19 protein-coding genes are annotated in these 20,904 nt (G+C 71.2%); 10 read left to right on the forward strand and 9 right to left on the reverse strand.

The genetic code is table 11. The features are described 5' to 3' along the window. Nucleotides 1–10: 10 nt before the first annotated feature. Nucleotides 11–319 (reverse strand): hypothetical protein, encoded by a 309-nt coding sequence (locus tag ACQKQD_RS27245; RefSeq protein WP_427510101.1) that lies wholly within the window; start codon nucleotides 317–319, stop codon nucleotides 11–13. Between the two features lie 240 nt (nucleotides 320–559). On the opposite strand from ACQKQD_RS27245, the gene ACQKQD_RS27250 reads away from it, so the two are divergent. Then, on the forward strand, nucleotides 560–1,195 hold the full coding sequence (locus ACQKQD_RS27250; protein WP_056521224.1) for a glutathione S-transferase N-terminal domain-containing protein: 636 nt from the start codon (nucleotides 560–562) through the stop codon (nucleotides 1,193–1,195). A 6-nt stretch (nucleotides 1,196–1,201) separates the two neighbouring features. On the opposite strand, the gene ACQKQD_RS27255 is transcribed toward ACQKQD_RS27250, so the two are convergent. Then, nucleotides 1,202–1,666, reverse strand: a complete 465-nt coding sequence (locus ACQKQD_RS27255) for a DUF2147 domain-containing protein (RefSeq protein WP_020091800.1) — start codon at nucleotides 1,664–1,666, stop codon at nucleotides 1,202–1,204. 268 nt (nucleotides 1,667–1,934) lie between these two features. On the opposite strand from ACQKQD_RS27255, the gene ndk reads away from it, so the two are divergent. Both ndk and ACQKQD_RS27265 read left to right on the forward strand, forming a co-directional pair. Beyond that, on the forward strand, nucleotides 1,935–2,357 hold the full coding sequence (gene ndk, locus ACQKQD_RS27260; protein ID WP_012317495.1) for a nucleoside-diphosphate kinase: 423 nt from the start codon (nucleotides 1,935–1,937) through the stop codon (nucleotides 2,355–2,357). A gap of 173 nt (nucleotides 2,358–2,530) precedes the next feature. Beyond that, nucleotides 2,531–2,896: a hypothetical protein gene (locus ACQKQD_RS27265; RefSeq protein WP_020091801.1), complete on the forward strand. Its 366-nt coding sequence runs from the start codon at nucleotides 2,531–2,533 to the stop codon at nucleotides 2,894–2,896. 139 nt (nucleotides 2,897–3,035) lie between these two features. Here ACQKQD_RS27265 and purN read toward each other — a convergent pair whose 3' ends face one another. Further along, a complete protein-coding gene (gene purN, locus ACQKQD_RS27270) occupies nucleotides 3,036–3,686 on the reverse strand; it encodes a phosphoribosylglycinamide formyltransferase (protein ID WP_427510102.1) in 651 nt (216 codons plus the stop codon). After that, complete coding sequence (gene purM, locus ACQKQD_RS27275; RefSeq protein ID WP_427510103.1) at nucleotides 3,686–4,765, reverse strand: phosphoribosylformylglycinamidine cyclo-ligase; 1,080 nt, start codon at nucleotides 4,763–4,765, stop codon at nucleotides 3,686–3,688. Before purM ends, purN begins: the two co-directional genes overlap by 1 nt. A 143-nt stretch (nucleotides 4,766–4,908) precedes the next feature. On the opposite strand from purM, the gene ACQKQD_RS27280 reads away from it, so the two are divergent. The 5 genes from ACQKQD_RS27280 to ACQKQD_RS27300 all read left to right on the forward strand — a co-directional run bounded on the left by ACQKQD_RS27280 (nucleotide 4,909) and on the right by ACQKQD_RS27300 (nucleotide 13,796). Beyond that, nucleotides 4,909–6,033 carry an AI-2E family transporter gene (locus ACQKQD_RS27280; protein ID WP_026604737.1) on the forward strand — a complete coding sequence of 375 codons (1,125 nt, stop codon included), beginning with the start codon at nucleotides 4,909–4,911 and terminating at the stop codon, nucleotides 6,031–6,033. Between the two features lie 13 nt (nucleotides 6,034–6,046). Next, nucleotides 6,047–6,757: a DnaA/Hda family protein gene (locus ACQKQD_RS27285; protein WP_020091805.1), complete on the forward strand. Its 711-nt coding sequence runs from the start codon at nucleotides 6,047–6,049 to the stop codon at nucleotides 6,755–6,757. A 98-nt stretch (nucleotides 6,758–6,855) separates the two neighbouring features. After that, on the forward strand, nucleotides 6,856–9,243 hold the full coding sequence (locus ACQKQD_RS27290; RefSeq protein ID WP_427510104.1) for an RNA degradosome polyphosphate kinase: 2,388 nt from the start codon (nucleotides 6,856–6,858) through the stop codon (nucleotides 9,241–9,243). Between the two features lie 81 nt (nucleotides 9,244–9,324). After that, complete coding sequence (gene ppx / locus ACQKQD_RS27295) at nucleotides 9,325–10,878, forward strand: exopolyphosphatase (RefSeq protein WP_331326445.1); 1,554 nt, start codon at nucleotides 9,325–9,327, stop codon at nucleotides 10,876–10,878. A 458-nt stretch (nucleotides 10,879–11,336) separates the two neighbouring features. Further along, the gene (locus tag ACQKQD_RS27300) at nucleotides 11,337–13,796 is read left to right on the forward strand and encodes a methyl-accepting chemotaxis protein (RefSeq protein ID WP_419544788.1); all 2,460 of its coding nucleotides are present in this window, start codon (nucleotides 11,337–11,339) and stop codon (nucleotides 13,794–13,796) included. 12 nt (nucleotides 13,797–13,808) lie between these two features. Here ACQKQD_RS27300 and ACQKQD_RS27305 read toward each other — a convergent pair whose 3' ends face one another. Together ACQKQD_RS27305 and ACQKQD_RS27310 are read right to left on the reverse strand one after the other, a co-directional pair. Then, a complete protein-coding gene (locus ACQKQD_RS27305) occupies nucleotides 13,809–15,254 on the reverse strand; it encodes an acetamidase/formamidase family protein (protein ID WP_020091809.1) in 1,446 nt (481 codons plus the stop codon). 82 nt (nucleotides 15,255–15,336) lie between these two features. Further along, on the reverse strand, nucleotides 15,337–17,664 hold the full coding sequence (locus ACQKQD_RS27310; RefSeq protein ID WP_020091810.1) for an NADP-dependent malic enzyme: 2,328 nt from the start codon (nucleotides 17,662–17,664) through the stop codon (nucleotides 15,337–15,339). Between the two features lie 66 nt (nucleotides 17,665–17,730). On the opposite strand from ACQKQD_RS27310, the gene ACQKQD_RS27315 reads away from it, so the two are divergent. Beyond that, nucleotides 17,731–18,393 (forward strand): CatB-related O-acetyltransferase, encoded by a 663-nt coding sequence (locus ACQKQD_RS27315; RefSeq protein ID WP_427510105.1) that lies wholly within the window; start codon nucleotides 17,731–17,733, stop codon nucleotides 18,391–18,393. Continuing rightward, on the forward strand, nucleotides 18,390–18,641 hold the full coding sequence (locus tag ACQKQD_RS27320) for a DUF3297 family protein (RefSeq protein ID WP_020091812.1): 252 nt from the start codon (nucleotides 18,390–18,392) through the stop codon (nucleotides 18,639–18,641). Before ACQKQD_RS27315 ends, ACQKQD_RS27320 begins: the two co-directional genes overlap by 4 nt. On the opposite strand, the gene ACQKQD_RS27325 is transcribed toward ACQKQD_RS27320, so the two are convergent. From ACQKQD_RS27325 to ACQKQD_RS27335, 3 genes are read right to left on the reverse strand one after another with little or no spacing between them, the layout of a single operon-like run. After that, nucleotides 18,611–18,943, reverse strand: coding sequence for a hypothetical protein (locus ACQKQD_RS27325; protein WP_427510106.1), 333 nt, complete (start codon nucleotides 18,941–18,943; stop codon nucleotides 18,611–18,613). The genes ACQKQD_RS27320 and ACQKQD_RS27325 overlap by 31 nt on opposite strands. Continuing rightward, a complete protein-coding gene (locus ACQKQD_RS27330) occupies nucleotides 18,940–20,016 on the reverse strand; it encodes an acyltransferase family protein (protein ID WP_427510107.1) in 1,077 nt (358 codons plus the stop codon). Before ACQKQD_RS27330 ends, ACQKQD_RS27325 begins: the two co-directional genes overlap by 4 nt. Continuing rightward, a complete protein-coding gene (locus ACQKQD_RS27335; RefSeq protein WP_427510108.1) occupies nucleotides 20,013–20,885 on the reverse strand; it encodes a glycosyltransferase family 2 protein in 873 nt (290 codons plus the stop codon). Before ACQKQD_RS27335 ends, ACQKQD_RS27330 begins: the two co-directional genes overlap by 4 nt. Nucleotides 20,886–20,904 lie beyond the last annotated feature (19 nt).

Below are 20,904 nucleotides of genomic sequence, written 5' to 3' on the forward strand. Positions count from 1 at the left end.
TTCTAGCCGATCAGGCCTTGTCGCCACCTTTCAGGCGCTTGTTGCACTTGCTCCAGTACTGCGGCCATTTCGGTCCCTGCGCCGCCTTCTGCGCGTCGGTCAGGGCGCGCCACTCGGTGCCGCAGGTCTTCTGGCGATCGCGGGCGGCGGACTGGCCCGGGCTCGGCGCCCTGGCGGCCGGCGTCTCGGCGGCGGGCGGCGCCTTCGTGGGTGCTTCCTTAGCGGGTGATTCCTTGGCAGGTGGCTCCTTGGCGAGAGCCGGGCAGGCGGCGAGCAGCGGCGCGGACAGGACCGCGATCCTGACGAGACGATCGATCATCGGATGTTCCCCCTCGGGCGCCGTTCCGGCGCCCGAGCCGCAATCTCGCCGCTCTCCCGCGGCGTCGGCAAGCCCGGCCGCGCCGCCGCCGCCAGCCCCGGCGCAGCTTCGCCGTGCGACCGCGTCTACGGGCGCGGTGCCCTTGAGCGCGGCCGGGAAATCGTCTTCACTGCCGGAGCAATTCGGAAACGGCGGAGGACCACCGCGCCGCCGACGATCGGGTCTAGGAGCAGGCAGAGCATGGCAGCGGTGTCCGGGCGGCCGATCGACGTCCACACATGGAGTACGCCGAACGGCTGGAAGATCCCGATCATGCTGGAGGAGTGCGGGCTCCCCTATCGCATCGTTCCCGTGGACATCGCGAAGAACGAGCAGTTCGCGCCCGACTTCCTGGCGATTTCGCCCAACAACAAGATCCCGGCCATCGTCGATCCGGACGGTCCGGGCGGACAGCCAATCTCGGTCTTCGAATCAGGCGCGATCCTGCAGTATCTCGGCCGGAAGACCGGGCAGTTCTACCCGACCGACGAGCGCGCCCGCGTGGCGGTCGACGAGTGGCTGTTCTGGCAGGTGGCGGGCTTCGGGCCGATGCTCGGGCAGACACACCACTTCAAGATCTACGCGCCCGAGAAGCTGCCTTACGCGATCGACCGATTCACCGCCGAGGCCAAGCGCCTCTACGGCGTGCTGGAGCGGCGCCTCGAGGGGCGCGCCTTCCTGGCCGAGGACTACTCCGTCGCCGACATCGCGACGTTCACCTGGGCGAAGCTCAACTTCAAGCAGGGTGTCGACATCGACACCCTCCCGAACGTCGCCCGGTGGCTCGAGAGCATCCTGGCGAGGCCGGCGGTGCAGCGCGGCCTCGCGGCGATCTGACGAAGCTCAGTTCTTGTTGGCGGCCTGCTGGTTCACGTCCGGCACGCGGGTCCAGGTCTGCGACCCGCACAGGATCTTGAGCATGCAGCCCGACACGTTGAGCTCGGCCTCGCTCTCCCGCTCGAGGCTGACCGTGTAGATCTTGCCTTCCTCGATATTGTAGAGTTCGCCGGTGAACTTCGCGTCGTCCGGCTTCAGACCTTCGATCAGCTGGAGACCGATTACCGGACGGGCGCGCTTCTTCGGGTCGGGATTCTTGAGGTCGGTGCGCGGGGCGCCGTTGTCGAAGGTCGGCGTCTTGAGCCAGACGACCTTGCCGCAGACCAGCTTCTGGCCGGGGCCGCAGCGGTCGATCCGGATCTTGGCGCGGCCGTCGCCGGTGAGCCAGGTGCCGGACGGGTCCTTGCCCGTGTCGGCGGAGGCGGCGGTGAGGCCGGCGAGAAGCAGGCTGGCGCTGAGAGCGAGTCGCATGGTTCGTCTCCGGGATTGGGGCGCCGCGGGCGCCCGAGGGGTGGACGAAGTCGGTTGGTGCGCGACTGAGCCGCCGCAATCGGGCGATTTTTCGGCGGTGTTGCGGCAGAGCCACGGCCGCGCTTGCCCCGCCCGGGCGCGCCGGGCCGCTTGAGGCACCGGGGGGCGCCCGCTATAAGCCCGGCGCCGAAGCGAAATTCTCGCTGCCGCGGCGTGTCCGGATCGCCGGCGCGCCGCAGATCTTTTCCACAGACAGACCGGACGCACCATGGCCACCGAGCGCACCTTCTCGATCCTGAAGCCCGACGCGACGCGGCGGAACCTGACCGGCGCGGTCAACGCCGTCATCGAGGAGGCCGGCCTGCGCATCGTCGGCCAGCGCCGCATCCGCATGACCAAGGAGCAGGCCGAGAAGTTCTACGAGGTGCACAAGGAGCGCCCGTTCTTCGGCGAGCTCGTGACCTTCATGACCTCGGGCCCGGTGGTGGTCCAGGTCCTCGAGGGCGAGAACGCCGTCGCCAAGTACCGTGAGGTGATGGGTGCCACGAACCCGGCCCAGGCCGCCGAGGGCACGATCCGCAAGAAGTTCGCCGAGTCCGTCGGCGAGAACACCGTCCACGGCTCCGACAGCGCCGAGAACGCCAAGCTCGAGATCGCGCAGTTCTTCAAGGATTCCGACATCGCCGCCTGAGGCGAGGCGACGCGCGGTGGCGGGTTGGGCACACCGACCCGCCATTCGCGCGCCCCGTACCCGGCGGCGCCGGGAATGCCGCCCTGTGTGACCGGGTCGTCCTTGACGGGACGGAGCCCGGGAGCGTCCAACGGCCGAGCTTAGCCAATCTCAGCCCCCGGACGACCCCGACCATGACGATGCGCCGCCTGCCCCTGCTGATCGCGACCGGCCTGTTCGCCCTCGGCGCGACCGCCGCCCTCGCGGGCGGATCCTCGGCCCCGTTCCAGCAGTACGAGCCGGACCCCGCTCTCAAGACCGCCAGCAAGACCAACCTCGAGGGCCGCGTGCGCCACGCCTGCACGGTCGTCCAGGCCCGCATGACCAGCGCCAGCGAGGCCTCCCTGGAACGCCCCTGCGGCTGCTACGCGCGGCAGACGCTGCGCAGCCTCGACGCCTCCGAGATCGAGGCCTACCGGACCACCGGCTACTTCAACGACACCGCCCGCGCTAAGGCGCTCTCCGCCCTGGACAGCTGCAAGCTCCAGCGCCCGGTCTGAGCGCCCAGAGCTTCGAAGGCCTCCGGGTCCGCGCACCGTCTTCGTCGGCGGAGCAGCCCCGGGCGGAACATGGCGAGCGTGGCGCGGCCGGATCGCGGCGCCCCGCTCGCGCGGATGGAAACGCCCGTTCTACCGCCGCCTAGAGGCTGAACAGAGCGCCGTCTGGCGCCCTCTCGTCGATCACGACGCGATCGCCGTCCAGACGGGCGCGGCCGCCCGCCACCAGGGCGAGCACCGCGGGGTAGAGCCGCCGCTCCTGCACGATCACGCGGTCGGCGAGGCTGTCGGGATCGTCGTCCTGGCGGACAGGGACCGCAACCTGGGCGACGATCGGTCCGGCGTCGAGTTCCGGCACGACGAAGTGGACCGTGCAGCCGTGCAGGCGCACGCCCGCGTCCAGCGCCTGCCGGTGCGTGTGGGTGCCCTTGAACAGGGGCAGAAGCGACGGGTGGATGTTGAGCATCCGGCCGGCCCAGGACGCCACGAAGTCGGTCGTCAGGATCCGCATGAAGCCCGCGAGGCAGACGAGGTCGACCTCGGCCGCCCGCAGCGCCGCGTCGACGGCGGCGTCGAAACCGGCCCGGTCGGCGAAGGCCCGGTGATCGATGGCCTGCGTCGGGATGCCCGCCTCGGCCGCCCGGGCGAGGCCGGCGGCCTCCGGGCGGTTCGACAGGACCAGCACGATCTCGGCCGGGAAGGCGGGATCCTTCGCGGCCTCCAGCAGCGCCAGCATGTTCGAGCCGCGCCCCGAGATGAGGATCGCGACGCGGGTCTTGCGGGCGGACGCCATCACAGGGCGAGGCGGCCGCTGAATGTCACCGGCTCGGGGCCGCGCGCCGTGATCCGTCCGAGGCGGACCGGGGTCTCGCCGGCCCGGGTCAGGGCCTCGTCGACGTCGTCGACCGCGTCGGCGGCGGCGATCACCACCATGCCGATCCCGCAGTTGAAGGTCCGAAGCATCTCGGCCTCGGCGACGCCGCCCTCGCGGGCGAGCCAGCCGAAGACCGGCGGCGGGGTCACGGCATCGAGGTCGACGGCGATGCCGACTTCGTCCGGCAGGACCCGGGGAAGGTTGTCGGGGAAGCCGCCGCCCGTGATGTGGGCGAGCGCCCGGATCCCGTCGGTGGCGCCCAAAGCCGCGAGCAGCGGCTTCACGTAGATCCGGGTCGGCTCCAGCAGCGCCTCGCCGAGGCTGCGGCCCGGGGCGAACGGGGCCGGCGCGTCCCAGCGGAGACCCGTCTTCGCGACGATCCGGCGGACCAGCGAGAAGCCGTTGGAATGGACGCCGGAGGAGGGGAGGCCGAGCACGACGTCGCCGGGCCGGATGCCGGGCCGCGGCAGCAGGGCGCCGCGCTCGGCGGCGCCGACGGAGAAGCCCGCGAGGTCGTAGTCGGACCCGTCGTAGAGGCCCGGCATCTCGGCGGTCTCGCCGCCGATCAGCGCGCAGCCGGCCTGCCGGCAGCCCTCGGCGATGCCGCGCACGATGTCGGCGCCGACGCCGGGGACCAGCTTGCCGGTCGCGTAGTAGTCGAGGAAGAACAGCGGCTCGGCGCCCTGGACGATGATGTCGTTCACGCACATCGCCACGAGGTCGATGCCGATCGTGTCGTGGCGGCCGGTCTCGATGGCGATCTTCACCTTGGTGCCGACGCCGTCGTTGGCCGCGACCAGGATCGGGTCGCGGAAGCCCGCGGCCTTCAGGTCGAACAGGCCGCCGAACCCGCCGATCTCGGCGTCGGCGCCCGGGCGCCGGGTCGAGCGCACCAGCGGCTTGATCGTCTCGACCATGGCGTTGCCGGCATCGATATCGACGCCCGCCGCCGCGTAGGTCAGCCCCGTCTTCGGCTCGTTGCCGTCCTTGGCCGTCATGCCCGCGCCACCTCGCTGAATACTGGCCCCGCTCTAGCGGCTTCCCGCGCGCCGCGCGAGTCGTGCCGGCGGCGCCTTGATCGGCGCGCTCCGCATACCCACTCTGCCCGCTGGCGTGGTGTGCTGCTGGGGGGAGCGTCATCGTGCGCGCACGGGCTGTGATCGGGCTGGCCGCTGTCGTGGCCCTGGGATTGATCGTCTACCTCCTGCGGGAGGTGATGCTGCCGTTCGTGGCCGGCATCACGCTGGCCTACCTCCTCGACCCCCTGGCAGATCGGCTGGAGCGGCTCGGCCTCGGGCGGCTGGCGGCGAGCCTGCTGATCCTGGCGCTGTTCGTCGTCGTCCTCGTCGTGACGCTGCTGATCCTGATTCCGCTCACGGCCAACCAGGTCGTGGCGCTCGTCAACGCGCTGCCCGGAATGGTGTCGCGGCTCCAGGCGATCATCGCCGAGCGGTCCGGGACCCTGCTCGAGCGCGTCGGCGGCGCGAACGTCCTCAACGAGCTGCAATCCTCCGTGGGGACGCTCGCCACCCAGGCCGGCACGTGGCTCCTGGCCTTCCTGAAATCGCTCTGGTCGGGCAGCCAGGCGCTGATCTCGATCGCCTCCCTGCTGGTCGTGACGCCGGTCGTCGCCTTCTACATTCTCGTCGACTGGGACCGGATGGTCGCCGCCATCGACGGCTGGGTGCCGCCCCGGCACCGGGCGACGGTGCGCGAGCTGGCGCGCCAGATCGACGGAGCGGTCACCGGCTACGTCCGCGGCCAGACCCTGGTCTGCCTCATCCTGGGCAGCTTCTACGCCGTCGGCCTCTGGCTGGTCGGCCTCAACTTCGGCGTGCTGATCGGCCTGATCGCCGGGTTCCTGACCTTCATCCCCTACGTCGGCACGCTCACCGGCTTCATGCTCTCCGTGGGCGTCGCGCTCGTCCAGTTCTGGCCCTCCGGAGACTGGCTGCATCTCGGCCTGACCGTCGCCGTCTTCCTCGTCGGCCAGTTCCTGGAGGGCAACGTCATCTCGCCGAAGCTCGTCGGCGATTCCACGGGGCTGCACCCGGTCTGGCTGATGTTCGCCCTGCTCGCCTTCGGGACGCTGTTCGGCTTCGTCGGGCTGCTGCTCGCCGTCCCGATCGCGGCCTCGATCGGCGTGCTGGTCCGCTTCGCCCTGGCCCGCTACCTGGAGAGCCGCCTCTACCACGCCGGGCAGCCGATCCTGATCGAGCATGAGGGCAAGGACGCTTCGGCCTTGACCTCCGCGGGCGCGGGATGATCCTGAGCGGCCTATGCGCGAGAACGCCCCACCCCGGCAGCTGGCCTTCGACCTGCCGCTCGACCCCCGCTACGGGCGCGAGGATTTCCTCGTCGGACCGGCCAACGAGGCCGCCTACGCGCTGATCGAGGCGTGGCCGGACTGGCCCGACAGTGTCCTGGTCCTCACCGGTCCCTCCGGCAGCGGCAAGAGCCACCTCGCGGCGATCTGGGCCGAGCGGGCCCATGCCTGGACCCTCCCGGCCGCCGAGCTGGGTGCCGACGCGGTCCAGCACCTCGTCTCCAACGGGGCGCTGGTCGTGGAAGACATCGATCGGGCGGAGCGGCGCGACGAGGCGGCGCTGTTCCACCTGCTCAACCGCGCCCGCGAGCGAGGCTGCCCGGTTCTGCTGACCAGCGCCACGGGTATCGACGCCCTCGGCCTCACGACGCCGGATCTGCGCTCGCGGCTTCGCCTCGCGCCGCGCATCGCCATCGAGGCGCCGGACGACGCGCTCCTGCGTGCCGTCCTGGTCAAGCTGTTCGTGGACCGGCAGCTGGTGGTCGATCTCGGCGTCATCGAGGCGCTGGCCCTGCGGATCGACCGGTCGCTGGGCCGAGCCCGCGACGTCGTCGCCGAGCTGGACCGCGACGCCCTCGGCCGCGGCCGCCGCATCAGCCGGCCGCTCGCGCTGGCCGTCCTGCGCCGCATGGGGCTGGAGGACGAGCCGGACCCGAACGCCTGAAGGAGGAATGCAGTGGCCGTCACGAAACTGTCGTGAAGGCCGCCGGTCTAGGGTGATACACGCTCCGCCGCCGCGAGGAGCAGAGACAGGGATCCGGGATGGAATCGACGCAGAAGCCCGTGGACCGCGACGCCGCCGATGAGGCGCCCGAGCCCCGTCGGCGCGCGACGGCCAGTCCGGCGACGCGGCGGGCGGTCGCGCCCAAGCGCCTGCAGGCCGATCCGGTCGCGGGGGCGGCGGCTCCGGCGGAAGCCATTCCGGACGCCAACGACGAGTGGCCGGCCTCGGCGGCCGCGACTCCCGCGGAGCCGCCGGTCGGCGCGGCCCGCGAGCCGGTGGTGGAAGCCGGGCGAACCCTGCGCCACTCACCGGAGCGGTACGTGAACCGCGAGCTGTCCTGGCTGCAGTTCAACCGGCGGGTGCTGGAAGAGGCGTCGAACCCCAACCACCCGCTCCTGGAGCGCCTCCGCTTCCTGTCGATCTCGGCCAACAACCTCGACGAATTCTTCATGGTCCGCGTCGCCGGCCTCATCGATCAGGTCCGGGCGGGGATCACGGTCCCGTCGCAGGACGGCCTGTCGCCGTCCGAGCAACTCGTCCGGATCGGCGCCGAGGTGTCGCGCCTCGCCGCCGACCAGCAGGCCCGCTGGCGGGAACTGCGCACGGAGCTGCACACGAGCGACATCGACATCGTCGAGCCCGCGGCCCTCACGGCCGAGCAGGCGGCTTGGCTGGAGGAGTACTTCCTCAACCACGTCTTCCCGGTCCTGACGCCGCTGGCGATCGATCCGGCCCACCCGTTCCCGTTCATCCCAAATCTCGGCACGACCATCGCGCTGATGCTGGTGCGGCCGAAGGACGGCCGGCTGCTGCGCGCGCTGATCCGGCTGCCGGGCGTCATCGACCGCTTCGTGCGCCTGCCGGTGAGCGACAGCGAGACTTCCGCGCGCCTGATCACCATCGAGCAGGTGATCGGGATGTTCACCGGGCGGCTCTTCCCGGGCTACCTCGTCAAGGGCAGCGGCGCGTTCCGCGTGGTCCGCGATTCCGACCTGGAGATCGAGGAGGAGGCGGAGGACCTCGTCCTGCATTTCGAGACGGCGCTAAAGCAGCGGCGGCGCGGCGTCGTGATCCGTCTCGAGGTCGAGGCGGGCATGTCGGAGGATCTGCGCAGCTTCGTCGCCGACGAACTGGAGATCGCCGCGGACGCGATCTTCCTCGTGGAGGGCATGCTGGCCCTGAATGAGCTGTCCCAGGTCGTCGGCATCGACAGGCCCGACCTGAAGTTCAAGCCCTACAATCCCCGCTTCCCGGAGCGCATCCGGGAGAGCGGCGGCGACGTGTTCGCGGCGATCCGGCAGAAGGACTTCATCGTCCACCACCCCTACGAATCCTTCGATTCGGTGGTGCAGTTCCTCGCGCAGGCCGCCCGTGACCCGAACGTGGTCGCGATCAAGCAGACTCTCTACCGAACCTCGTCCAACTCGCCGATCGTGGCGGCCCTCGCCGAGGCCGCGGAACTCGGCAAGTCCGTCACCGCCCTCGTGGAGCTGAAGGCGCGCTTCGACGAGGAGGCCAACATCCGCTGGGCGCGCAACCTCGAGAAGGCGGGCGCGCAGGTCGTGTTCGGCTTCGTCGAGTTGAAGACCCACGCCAAGCTGTCGCTGGTGGTCCGGCGGGAAGGCGACAAGCTCGTCACCTACTGCCACGTCGGCACCGGCAACTACCACCCGATCACCGCGCGCATCTACACGGACCTGTCGTTCTTCACGGCCGATCCCGCGATCGCGCGCGACGTGTCGCGGATCTTCAATTTCATCACCGGCTACGCCGAGCCGGCCGAGCTGGAGCGCATGGCGGTCTCGCCGCTGACCGCCAAGAACAAGCTCCTCGAGCACATCGAGGCCGAGGTCGCGCACGCGAAGGCCGGGCGCCCGGCCGCCATCTGGATCAAGTGCAACTCCCTGGTCGACAGCCAGATCATCGACGCGCTCTACGATGCCTCGGCAGCCGGTGTTCAGATCGACTGCGTGGTCCGCGGCATCTGCTGCCTGCGCCCGGGCATCCCCGGCCTGTCGGAGACGATCCGGGTCAAGTCGATCGTCGGGCGGTTCCTGGAGCACGGGCGCATCTACGCCTTCGGCAACGGCGTTGGGCTGCCGCACCCTAAGGCAACGGTCTACATCTCCTCCGCCGACCTGATGAGCCGGAATCTCGATCGCCGCGTCGAGGCGCTGCTGCCGATCACGAATCCGACGGTGCATCAGCAGGTGCTCGACCAGATCATGCTGGCCAACCTGCTCGACAACCGCCAGAGCTGGCGGCTCCTCGCCTCGGGCGGCTGCGAGCGGATCCAGCCCGCCGAGGGCGAGGAGCCGTTCAACGCCCACAAGTATTTCATGACCAATCCCAGCCTCTCTGGGCGCGGCAAGGCCTCGAAGAAGTCGAGCCCACGGGCGCTGAGCCGCCGCGCCCAACGCAGCTGAGTTTCGCTGCGCGGCGTCGCTGGGCTAAACCTCCCGCACGGCGCGCCGGCGGCGCGCCGGGCTGATGAAGGACTCGGACGTTTGGGCAGCCCTCTTGCCAACCTCACCCTCGCGCACGACGCGGAGGCGATCGACAACACCGCGCGCCATCCTGTGGCGATCATCGACATCGGCTCCAACTCGGTCCGCCTCGTCGCGTACGACGGACTGACCCGGGCGCCGACGCCGCTCTACAATGAGAAGGTGCTCTGCGGCCTCGGCCGCAACGTCCTGACGACCGGCCGCCTGAACGAGGAGGCGGTGACGCGCGCACTCGCCGCCCTGGCGCGGTTCCGGGTGCTGTGCCAGACGATGCGCGTCAGGCAGGTCTACGTCCTCGCCACGGCGGCGGCGCGGGACGCCGAGAACGGTCCAGACTTTCTCCGCGCCGCCGAGGCGGCCTGTGGCCAGGAGATCCAGCTCCTCTCCGGGCGGCGCGAGGCCGAGCTGTCGGCCCTCGGCGTGGTCTCGGGATTCCACGCGCCGAACGGCGTCGTGGGCGACATGGGCGGCGGCTCGCTCGAGCTCGTGGACGTCCGCGGGGCGGTCGTCGGACAGGGGGTGACCATGCCCCTCGGCGGCCTCGCTCTGCAGGACCTGTCCGGCGGCTCGGTCAAGAAGGCCGCCAAGATCGTCCGCGAGTACATGCGCAAGGCCGCCCCGCAGCTCGAGACCCTGCGCGGGCGGACCTTCTACGCGGTCGGCGGCACGTGGCGGGCGATCGCGCGGCTCCATCAGGCGGCCCGCGGCTACCCCGTCCACGTGATGCACGGCTACACGGTGGAGCCCACCGACGAACTCAGCTTCCTGCAGGTCGTCGAGCAGACCGACGTGGCGCTGCTGCAGGACGTCGACGCGATCTCCGAGGCGCGGCGCCCGCTCCTCGCCTACGGCGCCGTCGTCCTCGAGGAGATCATCCGGGTCGGGCGCCCCCGCGAGGTGGCGATCTCGGCATCGGGCGTGCGCGAGGGCCTGCTGTTCGAGCAGCTCGACCGCGACACCCGTCTGATCGATCCGCTGCTGGCCTCGGCGTCGGAATTCAATGTTCTGCGCGCGCGCTCGCCCCGCCACGGCGAGGAGCTGATCACCTGGACGGACCGGTTCGTCGCGACCCTGGACGGCCACGAGACCACCGACGAGCGCCGTCTGCGGCACGCCGGCTGCCTGCTGTCCGACGTCGGCTGGCGGGCGCATCCGGATTACCGCGGTGAGCAGAGCATCGCGGTGATCCAGAATGCCGCGTTCGTCGGCGTGGATCATCCGGGCCGGGCCTATCTCGCCCTGGCGGTGTCCCTGAGGCACACCGGCCTGGCCCCCGAGAAGGCGAACCCGATGCTCCGGAGCGTGGCCGGTCCGCGCCTGTTCGAGCGCGCCCGCCTCCTGGGCGCCCTGCTCCGGATCGCCTTCCCGATCTCGGCCGGCATGGACGGCGCCCTCGGACGGGCGCCGCTCACCGTCGAGGAGGGCCGGGTGGTGCTGCGCCTGCCGCGGGACTGGGAGGCCCTGAACGGGGACCGCCTGCTGAACCGCGTCCGCGGCCTCGGGCGCATCATCGGCCTGGACGGGCGGGTCGAGCTCGCGGACGACGCGCCCTGATCCGCGCGGCGCGGGCGCCGAACCCGGGCAGGGCCTCGCTCGTCGCCGCGGTCCGGTCTCGCACGATGGCCCGGGCCCGTCGCGCGGGAGAGCTCACGCGTGCCGAGGCCGACGGCGGCCTCGTGACCGTCGCACCGGCGCTCACCGCACGCCGCCGGAACGGTGAGCGTGCGCCTGCCGACCGAGATCGCCGCGGTAACGTCGGCTTAATTCACGAAGCCAACTTTTTTATTGGTTGATGTCGATTCTCCTCTGAATCCGGAATAAAGCGCGCCGCCCACGAAATATGTCGGCGCGATAGACTGTCGAACACTGCCGAGCGGCAGCGTGAACGCGCGCGCCGTTCGCCCTATGATGCGAGCAACACGCAGATCCCACTCGCACATCGGAATGTTCACGCGATGAGATGGCTTGGCTACGTCTCGATTCGAGTCGTCATGTGCACGACGATACTCGCAATGGCGATGATGTTACTGGCTTACGCGGGGAATGCTCTGCTCGACGCGCGTCTTCAGGCGCGACAGGCCCGGGACGCGGTCACGCTGACCCGCGCGAGTCGCCAGCTGCTCGGGACGATCCTGCCGACACGCCTCGAGCGGGGGGCAGCGCTCGCCCTGAGCGGGGATGCGTCCGCCGACCCGGAGAGCCTGAAGGCCTACGCGACGAACCGGGACGCGATGGTCGCGGGCTTCGCGAGCGTTCAGGACCTGCTGCGGAACCGGGATCTGCCCTCCGTGACGGCGACGATGGCGAGGCTCAACGCGGCTCAGGACGCCGTGAACCTGCTCCGCCCCCGGATCGATGAAGCCCTGCGCGTACCGAAGCCGAAGCGGGACCCGGCGCTGCTGCCCGCCGTGCTGACGGCCTTTCAGGAACTTCTCGACGCGCTGACGGCGACCACGGACGCCGTGGATTCGGCTATTCCGCGCTCCGACGCCGTCCTGCAGCACTACCTCGTCCTCAAGCGGTCTGCCTGGGCGACCCGTGTCGCGATCGGGAACGTCGCCCTGCGCGTGCAGACCTCGCTGGCGGCGGGAACGTCGTGGTCGCTGCCCGAGACCGTGGCGGCGGCCGAGGAGCGGGCGCGGGTCCAGTCGGCGTGGTCGAGCACCAGCGAGGCCGCCGCCCAGAGCTCGGACGCCGTGCGGTCCGCGTTCGAGAAGGCCAAGCGCAGCAATTTCGAGGGCGAGGCGGCGGAGGCGGCGCGCGCGATCTTCGACGCCCTGAGCCAGCATCGCGCGTCCCCCATCACGTTCCAAGACCTCCGTAAGCGAAACAGCGTCGAGCAGATGACGATCGTCGATCTCGCTAATGCCGCCCTCGCCGAGATGGTGGCGCGGGCCGAGAGCATCGCCGCGCAGGCGGACCGCGTTCTCCTGCACAGTGCCGCGGCGCTGCTGGCCGTCCTGCTGCTCGTCGGGCTGGGCCTCATGGCTCTGTTCGGGGGCGTGCTGCGCCCCCTCCGGATCATCGCCACCGCGATGCGCGCGCTGACGGGGGGCGACACCGCCGTCGCCGTCCCGGTGCAAGCGTACCGGAACGAGTTCGCGCCGATCATGGTGGCCGTGCAGGCCTTCCGGGACAATCTGATCCGCACGCGCGACCTCGAGGCCGGGGCCGAGCGGGCGCGGCTGGACGCCGACGACCAGCGCCGGGACAGCCTGCGCCAGATGGCGCAACGGTTCGAGGAGGCCGTCGGAGGCATGATCGGCTCGGTCGCGTCCTCGGCCAACGCCCTGCAGGTCACGGCGCAGACGATGACCGCGACGGCCACCCAGACGGCCGGGCAGTCGACGGCGGTCGCGGCCGCCGCCGAGCGGGCCTCGAGCAACGTCAACACCGTGGCGGCGGCCGCGGAGGAGCTCGGCACCTCCGTCCAGGAGATCGGGCGGCAGGCCGACGGGTCGGCGGATCTCGCGCAGAGGGCCGCGGCCGAGGCCGACCGGACCGCCGCGCGCGTCCAGGACCTGAGCAGCGCCGTGGACCAGATCGGTGCCGTCGTGGGGCTGATCTCGTCGATCGCCGAGCAGACCAACCTGCTGGCGCTCAACGCCACCATCGAGGCGGCCCGCGCGGGCGCAGCCGGCCGCGGCTTCGCGGTGGTGGCTTCCGAGGTGAAGGCCCTCGCCGCGCAGACCGCCAAGGCCACCGACGAGATCTCCGGTCAGATCGCGCAGGTGCAGGCGTCCACCGGGCAGGCGGTGGAGGCCATCGCGGCGATCACCGCGCGGATCCGCGAGATCAACGGGGCGGCGACCACGATCGCGGCGGCCGTCGAGGAACAGGGTGCGGCGACCCAGGAGATCGTCCGCAACGTCGGGCAGGCGGCCACCGGCACAGGCGAGGTCACCACGACCATGACCGGCGTCGCGCAGGCGGCGGAGGGCACCGGCCTGGCCGCGAGCCAGGTTCTCGCGGCGGCCTCTGCCCTGTCGGACCAGTCGGACCGACTGACCGCCGAGGTCGAACGGTTCCTGGCGAGCGTTCGCGTGTCTTACGCGGTCTCCGCCGCCCAGGTCGCGATCGTGCAGCGCAGCTTCGCGACGGTGCAGGCGCTCGGCGACACCGCGGCAGAGCTGTTCTACGGACGCCTGTTCGACATCGCGCCACAGGTCCGGTCGCTCTTCCCGGACGACATGACCGCGCAGAAGCGCAAACTCGTCGCCATGCTGGCACTGGCGGTGGCCAACCTCGACAAGCCGGAGGCCCTCGTCGCCACCGTGCGCGATCTCGGGGACCGGCACGTCGGCTACGGCGCGCTGCAGGCGCATTTCGAGGCGGTCGGGGCGGCACTGCTCTGGACCCTGGAGCAGGGGCTCGGCCCGGACTTCACGCCGGAGGTGCGGGAAGCCTGGACCGAGACCTACCGGGTCATCGCCGGCCTCATGACGATGACCGGAGCCGCGAAGGCCGCGTGAGCGGGTCAGGCGTCAGGCGACGCGATCGGAGAAGATCGCCTTCTTGACCACGGCGTGGACGCCCCAGTTGCCGTCCACGACCTGCGTGATCCCGAAATCGACTGCCACCGACATCAGCGAGATCGCCTCGTCCTCCGTGAGGCCCTTCGCGTGCATCAGGAACTGGCGCATCTTCCGGAAGGCGTCGCGCATGGCGAGGTCGATCGAGGATTTCTGGAAAATCGCGCTCTGCGCGTCCGGACCGAGATCCCGCAGGTAGTTCGGGTAGCTGAAGCCGGACAGAACCCAGTCGTCCCGGGTCTCGATCATCGGGAAGTCGAGCGCCTCCAGCGGCGTGCCGGGCAGGTCCGCCTTCTTGTGCAGGATGAACTGGAAGGTGCCGGTGAGCGAGCACTCGATCGCGGTGCCGCACAGTTCGGAATCGCCCTGGCTGGCGTGGGGATCGCCCACGGAGAACAGGGCGCCCGGCACCGCCACCGGGTAGTAGAGGGTCGCGCCCTTGCCGATCCGCCAGTTGTCGATGTTGCCGCCGGTGTAGCTCGGCGGGATCGTGTTCACCCGGTCGGCCTCGGCGGGCGCCACGCCCATGGTGCCGAAATGCGGCCGGATCGGCACGCGGATGCCCTTCAGGACCTCGAAGGTCTTCTGGGTTTTCGTGTGGTCCACCGGCAGGCCGGGATAATCGATGGTCGGGTGGGAGACGCCGAACGGGTCGGTCACGCCCGGCCAGCGGAAGCTGTAGACCGCCCGGGCCCAGTCGCGCTCGCCGGTGGCGTCGACCTCGTAGATGGTCACGACCTCCCGGGGCTTATCGCCGGTGATCAGGTCGTTGTAGTGGTAGCCCCACCACGCCGCCGCGTTGCTGCCGAAGGCCAGTCCCTTGTACCTGGGATTGGCGCAGGGGCGGGGGGCGACGTCGAGGATGCGCACCTCCAGGACGTCGCCGGGCTCGGCGCCGCGGATCGCCACCGGGCCGGTGCAGATGTGCACGCCGAGGCCACCGCCGGGGCCGACCTTGGCGTCCATGGCGCCGGCTCCGCGGGGCGAGACGCCCATCTTGTCCTTGGTCCAGAGATAGACGCTCTCGGCGCCCGGATCGCCCTGGATCATGCGCTCGGCATCGTCGCTCGCCTGGTGGGTGAGCGTCTCGATCGTGACGAAGTCGCCCGAGCCGATCTCGACCTTGGGCTTGAGGCTGCGGCTGAAGAAGCCCCAGTGGACCGTCTCGGCATTCGCCGGCAGGTGGTAATGCGCCGTGGCGGCGATCTTGGCGCCGCTCGCCTGGGCCAGGGCCGGGCTCACGAGCGACGGACCGCCGGCCGCGAGGGCCGCGGCCGCGGCGCCGGTCGCCGCGAAGCCGCTCTTCAGGAAGGCGCGCCGCTCAGGCTCGAGATCCCGCCGGAACCGGCGGCGGTGCTCCTCGAAGGCGTGGCAGGTTGGATCGTCGCCCGCGCACATCGCGTCGTCTCCCGGTGGTTTCGTGGTCCCGGGGCGGGCAAGCAAATCGACGGCCACGCTGGCGGCCGCCGACGGGCGCCCCTCACTCCGAGAGCATGCCGACGCCGCCCTCCTCGGCGCGCGCGACGGCCTCGTCCGCCTGGGCCTCGACCACGGCGGCGGCCGTGACGTTGACGATGCCGCGCGCCGTCACCGACGGCGTCAGGATGTGGGCGGGCTTGGCCGGGCCGATCAGGAGCGGGCCGACCGGCAGCGCGTCCGCCAGCACCTTCGCGAACTGGAAGGCGATGTTGGCGGCGTCGAGATTCGGGAAGATCAGGACGTTGGCCGCGCCCTTGAGGCGCGAGCCCGGCAGGACGCGCTCGCGCACCATCTCGTTGAGGGCGGAATCGGCCTGCATCTCGCCGTCGACCTGCAGCTCGGGATTCCGCGTGTGCAGGAGCGCGAGGGCGTCGCGCATCTTCATCGCGGAGGGCGAATCCGACTGGCCGAAATCCGAGTGGCTGAGGAGCGCGATCTTCGGCGTCATCCCGAACCGGCTGACGTGGCTGGCGCAGGCCTGCGCCACGTCGGCGATCTCCTCGGCGGTGGGGTTCTGGCGGACATGGGTGTCGGCCAGGAAGTAGGCGCCGTTATGCGTCACCACGAGGCTCATCGCGGCGCACTGCTCCACGCCCGGCGCGAGCCCGATCACGTCGCGGATGATGCGCAGGCGCGTCTCGAACCGGCCCTCCAGGCCGCAGATCAGCGCGTCGGCCTCGCCGCGGCGGACCGCGATGGCGCCGATCACCGTGTTGTTGGTGCGGACCAGGGTCCGGGCCGCGTCCGGCGTGATGCCGCGGCGACCGGCGACTTCCAGGTAGGTCTGGACGTAGGCGCGGTAGCGGGGATCGTCCTCGGGATCGATCAGCTCGAAGTCGCGGCCGTGCACCATCGACAGGCCGAAGCGCTTCAGGCGGGTCTCGACCACCCGCGGCCGGCCGACCAGGATCGGCAGGGCGACCTTGTCCTCGACGATCGCCTGGACGGCGCGGAGCACGCGCTCGTCCTCGCCCTCGGCGTAGATCACGCGCTTGGGCTCGGCCTTCGCCTTCGAGAACAGCGGCTTCATGATCAGGCCGGACCGGTGCACGAACCGGTCGAGGCTCTCGACATAGGCGTCGAGGTCCGGGAGCGGCCGGCCGGCGACGCCGGAATCCATCGCGGCCTTGGCCACCGCCGGGGCGATGCGCAGGATCAGGCGCGGGTCGAAGGGGCTCGGGATCAGGGATTTCGGTCCGAACGGCCGGGCCTCGCCGCCGTAGGCGCGGGCGACCACGTCCGAGGTGGTCTCGTGGGCCAGGCCCGCGATCGCCTTGACGGCGGCCTTCTTCATCTCCTCGTTGATCTTGTGAGCGCCGACATCGAGCGCCCCGCGGAAGATGTAGGGGAAGCACAGGACGTTGTTGACCTGGTTCGGGAAGTCCGACCGGCCGGTGCAGATCATGGCGTCCGGCCGCTCCTTCTCGGCCAGATCCGGCATGATCTCCGGGTAGGGGTTGGCGAGCGCCATGATCAGCGGCTTCTCGGCCATCTCCTTCAGGTACTCGGGCTTGAGCACGCCGCCGGCCGACAGGCCGATGAACACGTCCGCCCCCGGAATCACCTCGGCGAGCGTCCGCTTGTCGGTCTCCTGGGCGTAGACGTCCTTCCACCGGTCCATCAGCTCGGCGCGGCCCTTGTAGACGACGCCCTTGATGTCGGTGACCGTGATGTTCTCGCGGGTCGCCCCGAGCGACACGAGGAGGTTGAGGCAGGCCAGAGCCGCCGCGCCGGCGCCGGACGTGACGATCCGGACGTCGGACAGGTTCTTGCCGGCGAGTTCCAGGCCGTTGAGGACGGCGGCGGCCACGATGATCGCGGTGCCGTGCTGGTCGTCGTGGAAGACCGGGATGTTCATCCGGGCCCGGCACTGCTCCTCGACCTCGAAGCACTCGGGCGCCTTGATGTCCTCGAGGTTGATGCCGCCGAAGGTCGGCTCGAGGGCGCAGACCACGTCGACGAGCTTGGAGACGTCCTTCTGGTCGACCTCGATGTCGAAGACGTCGATGCCGGCGAACTTCTTGAACAGGACGGCCTTGCCCTCCATCACGGGCTTCGAGGCCAGCGGGCCGATATCGCCGAGGCCGAGCACGGCCGTGCCGTTGGACAGCACCGCCACGAGGTTCTGGCGCACCGTGAGTTCGGCGGCCTGCTGCGGGTCGTCGTGGATCGCCATGCAGGCCGCGGCGACGCCGGGCGAGTAGGCCAGGGCGAGGTCGCGCTGGTTGCCGAGCGGCTTGGTCGCCTGGATCTCCAGCTTCCCGGGCTTGGGCAGGCGGTGGTAGACGAGCGCCCCGGCCTTGAGGTCCTCGGACATGTTATCGGCCATCGCCCACGCTCCCGCTCACCTTTTTCACCGAGGACGACGCGGTCGCGCATCGCGCGGGCTCGCGTCATGACCGGTCTGTTGCACCGGCTGCGCAGGGGGCGCAACCCGCACAACGAGACCCGGATCCACCTCGCCGAGCTGGCGAGGACCCACGGGTTCTCCATAGGCGCTTATTCGTACGGGCGTCCAAAAGTCCGCTTCCCGGAGAGCGGGCGGCGGCTGACGATCGGCCGCTATTGTTCCATCGCTGACAAGGTCGAGATCCTGCTCGGCGGCGATCACCGCCTCGACTGGGCGTCGACTTATCCCTTCGCGGCGATGCGCGGGCTGTTCCCGGACGCCGCGGCGCCGGAGGATTTCCACGCCTCCCGGGGCGACGTGGTGATCGGGCACGATGTCTGGCTCGGATCGGGCTGCATGATCCTCTCGGGGGTGACCGTCGGGCACGGGGCCGTGGTGGCGGCCCGCGCCGTGGTGACCCGCGACGTGCCGGCCTACGCCGTGGTGGCGGGCAACCCGGCCAAGGTCGTGCGCCACCGCTTCGACGCGGCGACCGTGGAGGCACTCGTCGCGGCGGCGTGGTGGGACCTCCCGCACGACGCGGTGACGCGGCTGGTGCCGCTGCTCCAGAGCGGGCGGATCGCCGACCTGCTCGCGGCGTTGCGCGCGGGCCCGGATTCCCGTACCGGCGGAGCCCTCCACGAAGACCATCCGAGATCCGGACGATGACCGACACGCCCCCCGACCGCCTCGCTTCCAACCCGAACAGCCCGTTCTACGACGAGAAGGTGCTGGAGCGCGGGGTCGGTGTCCGGTTCAAGGGCGTCGAGAAGACGAACGTCGAGGAGTACTGCGTGAGCGAGGGCTGGGTCCGCCTCTCGGCCGGCAAGGCCCTCGACCGGGCCGGCAACCCGATGACCGTGAAGCTGAAGGGTACCGTGGAGCCCTACTTCCGCGACCCCGCCGCGGACGCCTGATCCACCACCCGCGCCAGGGCGGCCTCGAAGTTCCGGACGGCCTCGCGGACGAGGTTCCCGATCTGATCCGAGGAGCGCGGCCCGTCGATGACGAGGCTCGCGAGGATATCGGAGCGCCGGGCGCGCTGCTTGGCGGTGCGCCGGTGGTTCGAGACGCGCAGGTGCCAGGCGCAGTCCGGTCGCCGCAGGTAGAGGCTGTCGCCGCGCTCGTTCCGGGCGACGATCGCGAAGCCGTCCGCCTCCAGCATCCGCGCCGCCAGACCCAGCGCCGCGAGCGGCGGAAGCGGGCCTGCGGCGGTCACGGCCCGGCCGGCTCGATCGTGCCGAGGCGCCGCCGCCCGAGCGCGCGCGCCTTCAGCGACAGGGCCGGCCGCTCGACCCCGTACCAGGACAGCGCCGCGACCGGCAGCGTGAGGGCGAGGGCCGGCACCAGCAGCGCGGGCCCGGAGGCGGCCGGCCACAGGGCGTGCAGGGCCTGCTGGACCGGCCAGCCGTAGAGATAGATCCCGTAGGAGAGGTCGGCCGCAGGGTCGAACAGGCTGCGCGCGAGGGGGCCGAGGGCGAGCCAGACCACGCCGTAGGCCTCGGCGAGGAACAGCAGGGCCGGGTAGGCCGGCGTCCGCGCGAGAACGAAGGCGCCGAAGACCAGGCAGGCGAGGGCCGCCGCCGAGACACGCAGGCGGTCGCGCCACAGGTAGAGACACGCCCCGGCCGCGAAGATCAGCGGCAGGCGCAGCGCCGTCTCGGTGCCCTTGGGCAGGTCCGGACCGCGGAGGCCGCAGGCGATCGTCAGGGCGAGCGCCAGGCCGGCCACGATCAGGGGCGCCGACCACCGGCGCCGGAGCAGGCCACACAGGGCGGCGACGAGGACGCCGAGGTAGCACAGCACCTCGTACTTGAGCGTCCAGACCGTGCCGAGGGGCGCCCGGTAGGGATTCGCTTCGAAGACGCCGGGGAGGGCGGCGTTGCTCTTGAAGGTCGTCAGCGTCCCGCGGATGAACGACCACAGGGCGGGATCGCGCCAGTACTCGGTGACGGGCAGGCGGGTCAGGGCCGCGCCGAGCCCGAGCGCGACGACGAGCGTCGCCGCCACGAGTCCCGGCAGGATCCGCAGGGTCCGGGCGAGGGCGTAGTCCCGGAGGCCGCGGCGGTCGCAGCTCATGGTGACCAGGAAGCCCGACACCGCGAAGAATCCGTTCACCGCGTGCTCGCCCAGCGTGTAGCCGGTCAGCCGGGCGAGGGGCTCGTCGCCGGCCGCGCCGGTCGCGACGCTGAACGCGTGGGACACCACGACGGCCAGAGCCAGCATCAGCCGCAGGCCGGTGAAGCCGTTGCGCCCGCGCGCCAGAGCGGTCGCGATCGTCGGCGCGCTCATCCGGTCAGACCCTCGCGGGCCAGCGCGGTCCGGCCGCGCAGGAAGGCGAGGGCGCCCGCGGCCGAGCCGCCGTAACGCTCGAGTCCGGCCCGCCGGAGGACCAGACCCGACAGCAGCGTCTTCGGCAGGTTGGCGCCCAGGACGGCGAGGCTCGGGTCCGGGAGGCCGTACTTCCGGCTGACATAGGCGCGCGACCACGCCTGATGCCAGCGCGCGCGGAACACCCGTCCCGGCTCCGGCGCCGACGATCGGCCGCGACCGTGCAGCGCCTCGGCGCGGTGGACGTGGATCAGGGCGCGGCCGCTGTCGGCCACACGCCGGCACAGATCATCGTCCTCGTAGAACAGGAAGATGTTCTCGTCGAAGCCGCCGAGATCGAGGAACAGGGCGCGCGGCATCATCAGGCAGGCCCCGGAGAGGAACGGCGCGCAGGCATCGCCCTGCGGCAGCGCGAGCCGGCCCGCGGGATTGGTCAGGTAGGGCGCGAGCAGGGACCGCGCCTGGAAGAAGTAGCGCCCGTCGGGTTCGACGAGGCGCGGGGCGATAAGCCCGGCATCCGGCCAGGTGCGGGCCGCGTCCAGCAGGGCGTCCACGGTGCCCGGCCGCAGCACGACGTCCGGGTTGACGACGAGGACGTGCTCCGCCGTCTCGGCCGCGCGGACGCCCCGGTTGTTGGCGCGGCCGTAGCCCTCGTTGCGGGCGTTGCGGATCACCTGCGCGCCGGCCGCCTCCGCGACCGACGCGGAGGCGTCCCGGCTGGCATTGTCCACGACGATCGCCGGCACATGCTCGGCGGCGAGCGCCGCGAGACAGGCCGGCAGCACGTCGGCGCTGTCGTGGGCGACGACGATCGCGACGAGGCTCGCCACCGCGGGGGACTATGGGCGC

Source organism: Methylobacterium sp. NPDC080182 (genome assembly GCF_050281105.1).
GTDB lineage: Bacteria > Pseudomonadota > Alphaproteobacteria > Rhizobiales > Beijerinckiaceae > Methylobacterium.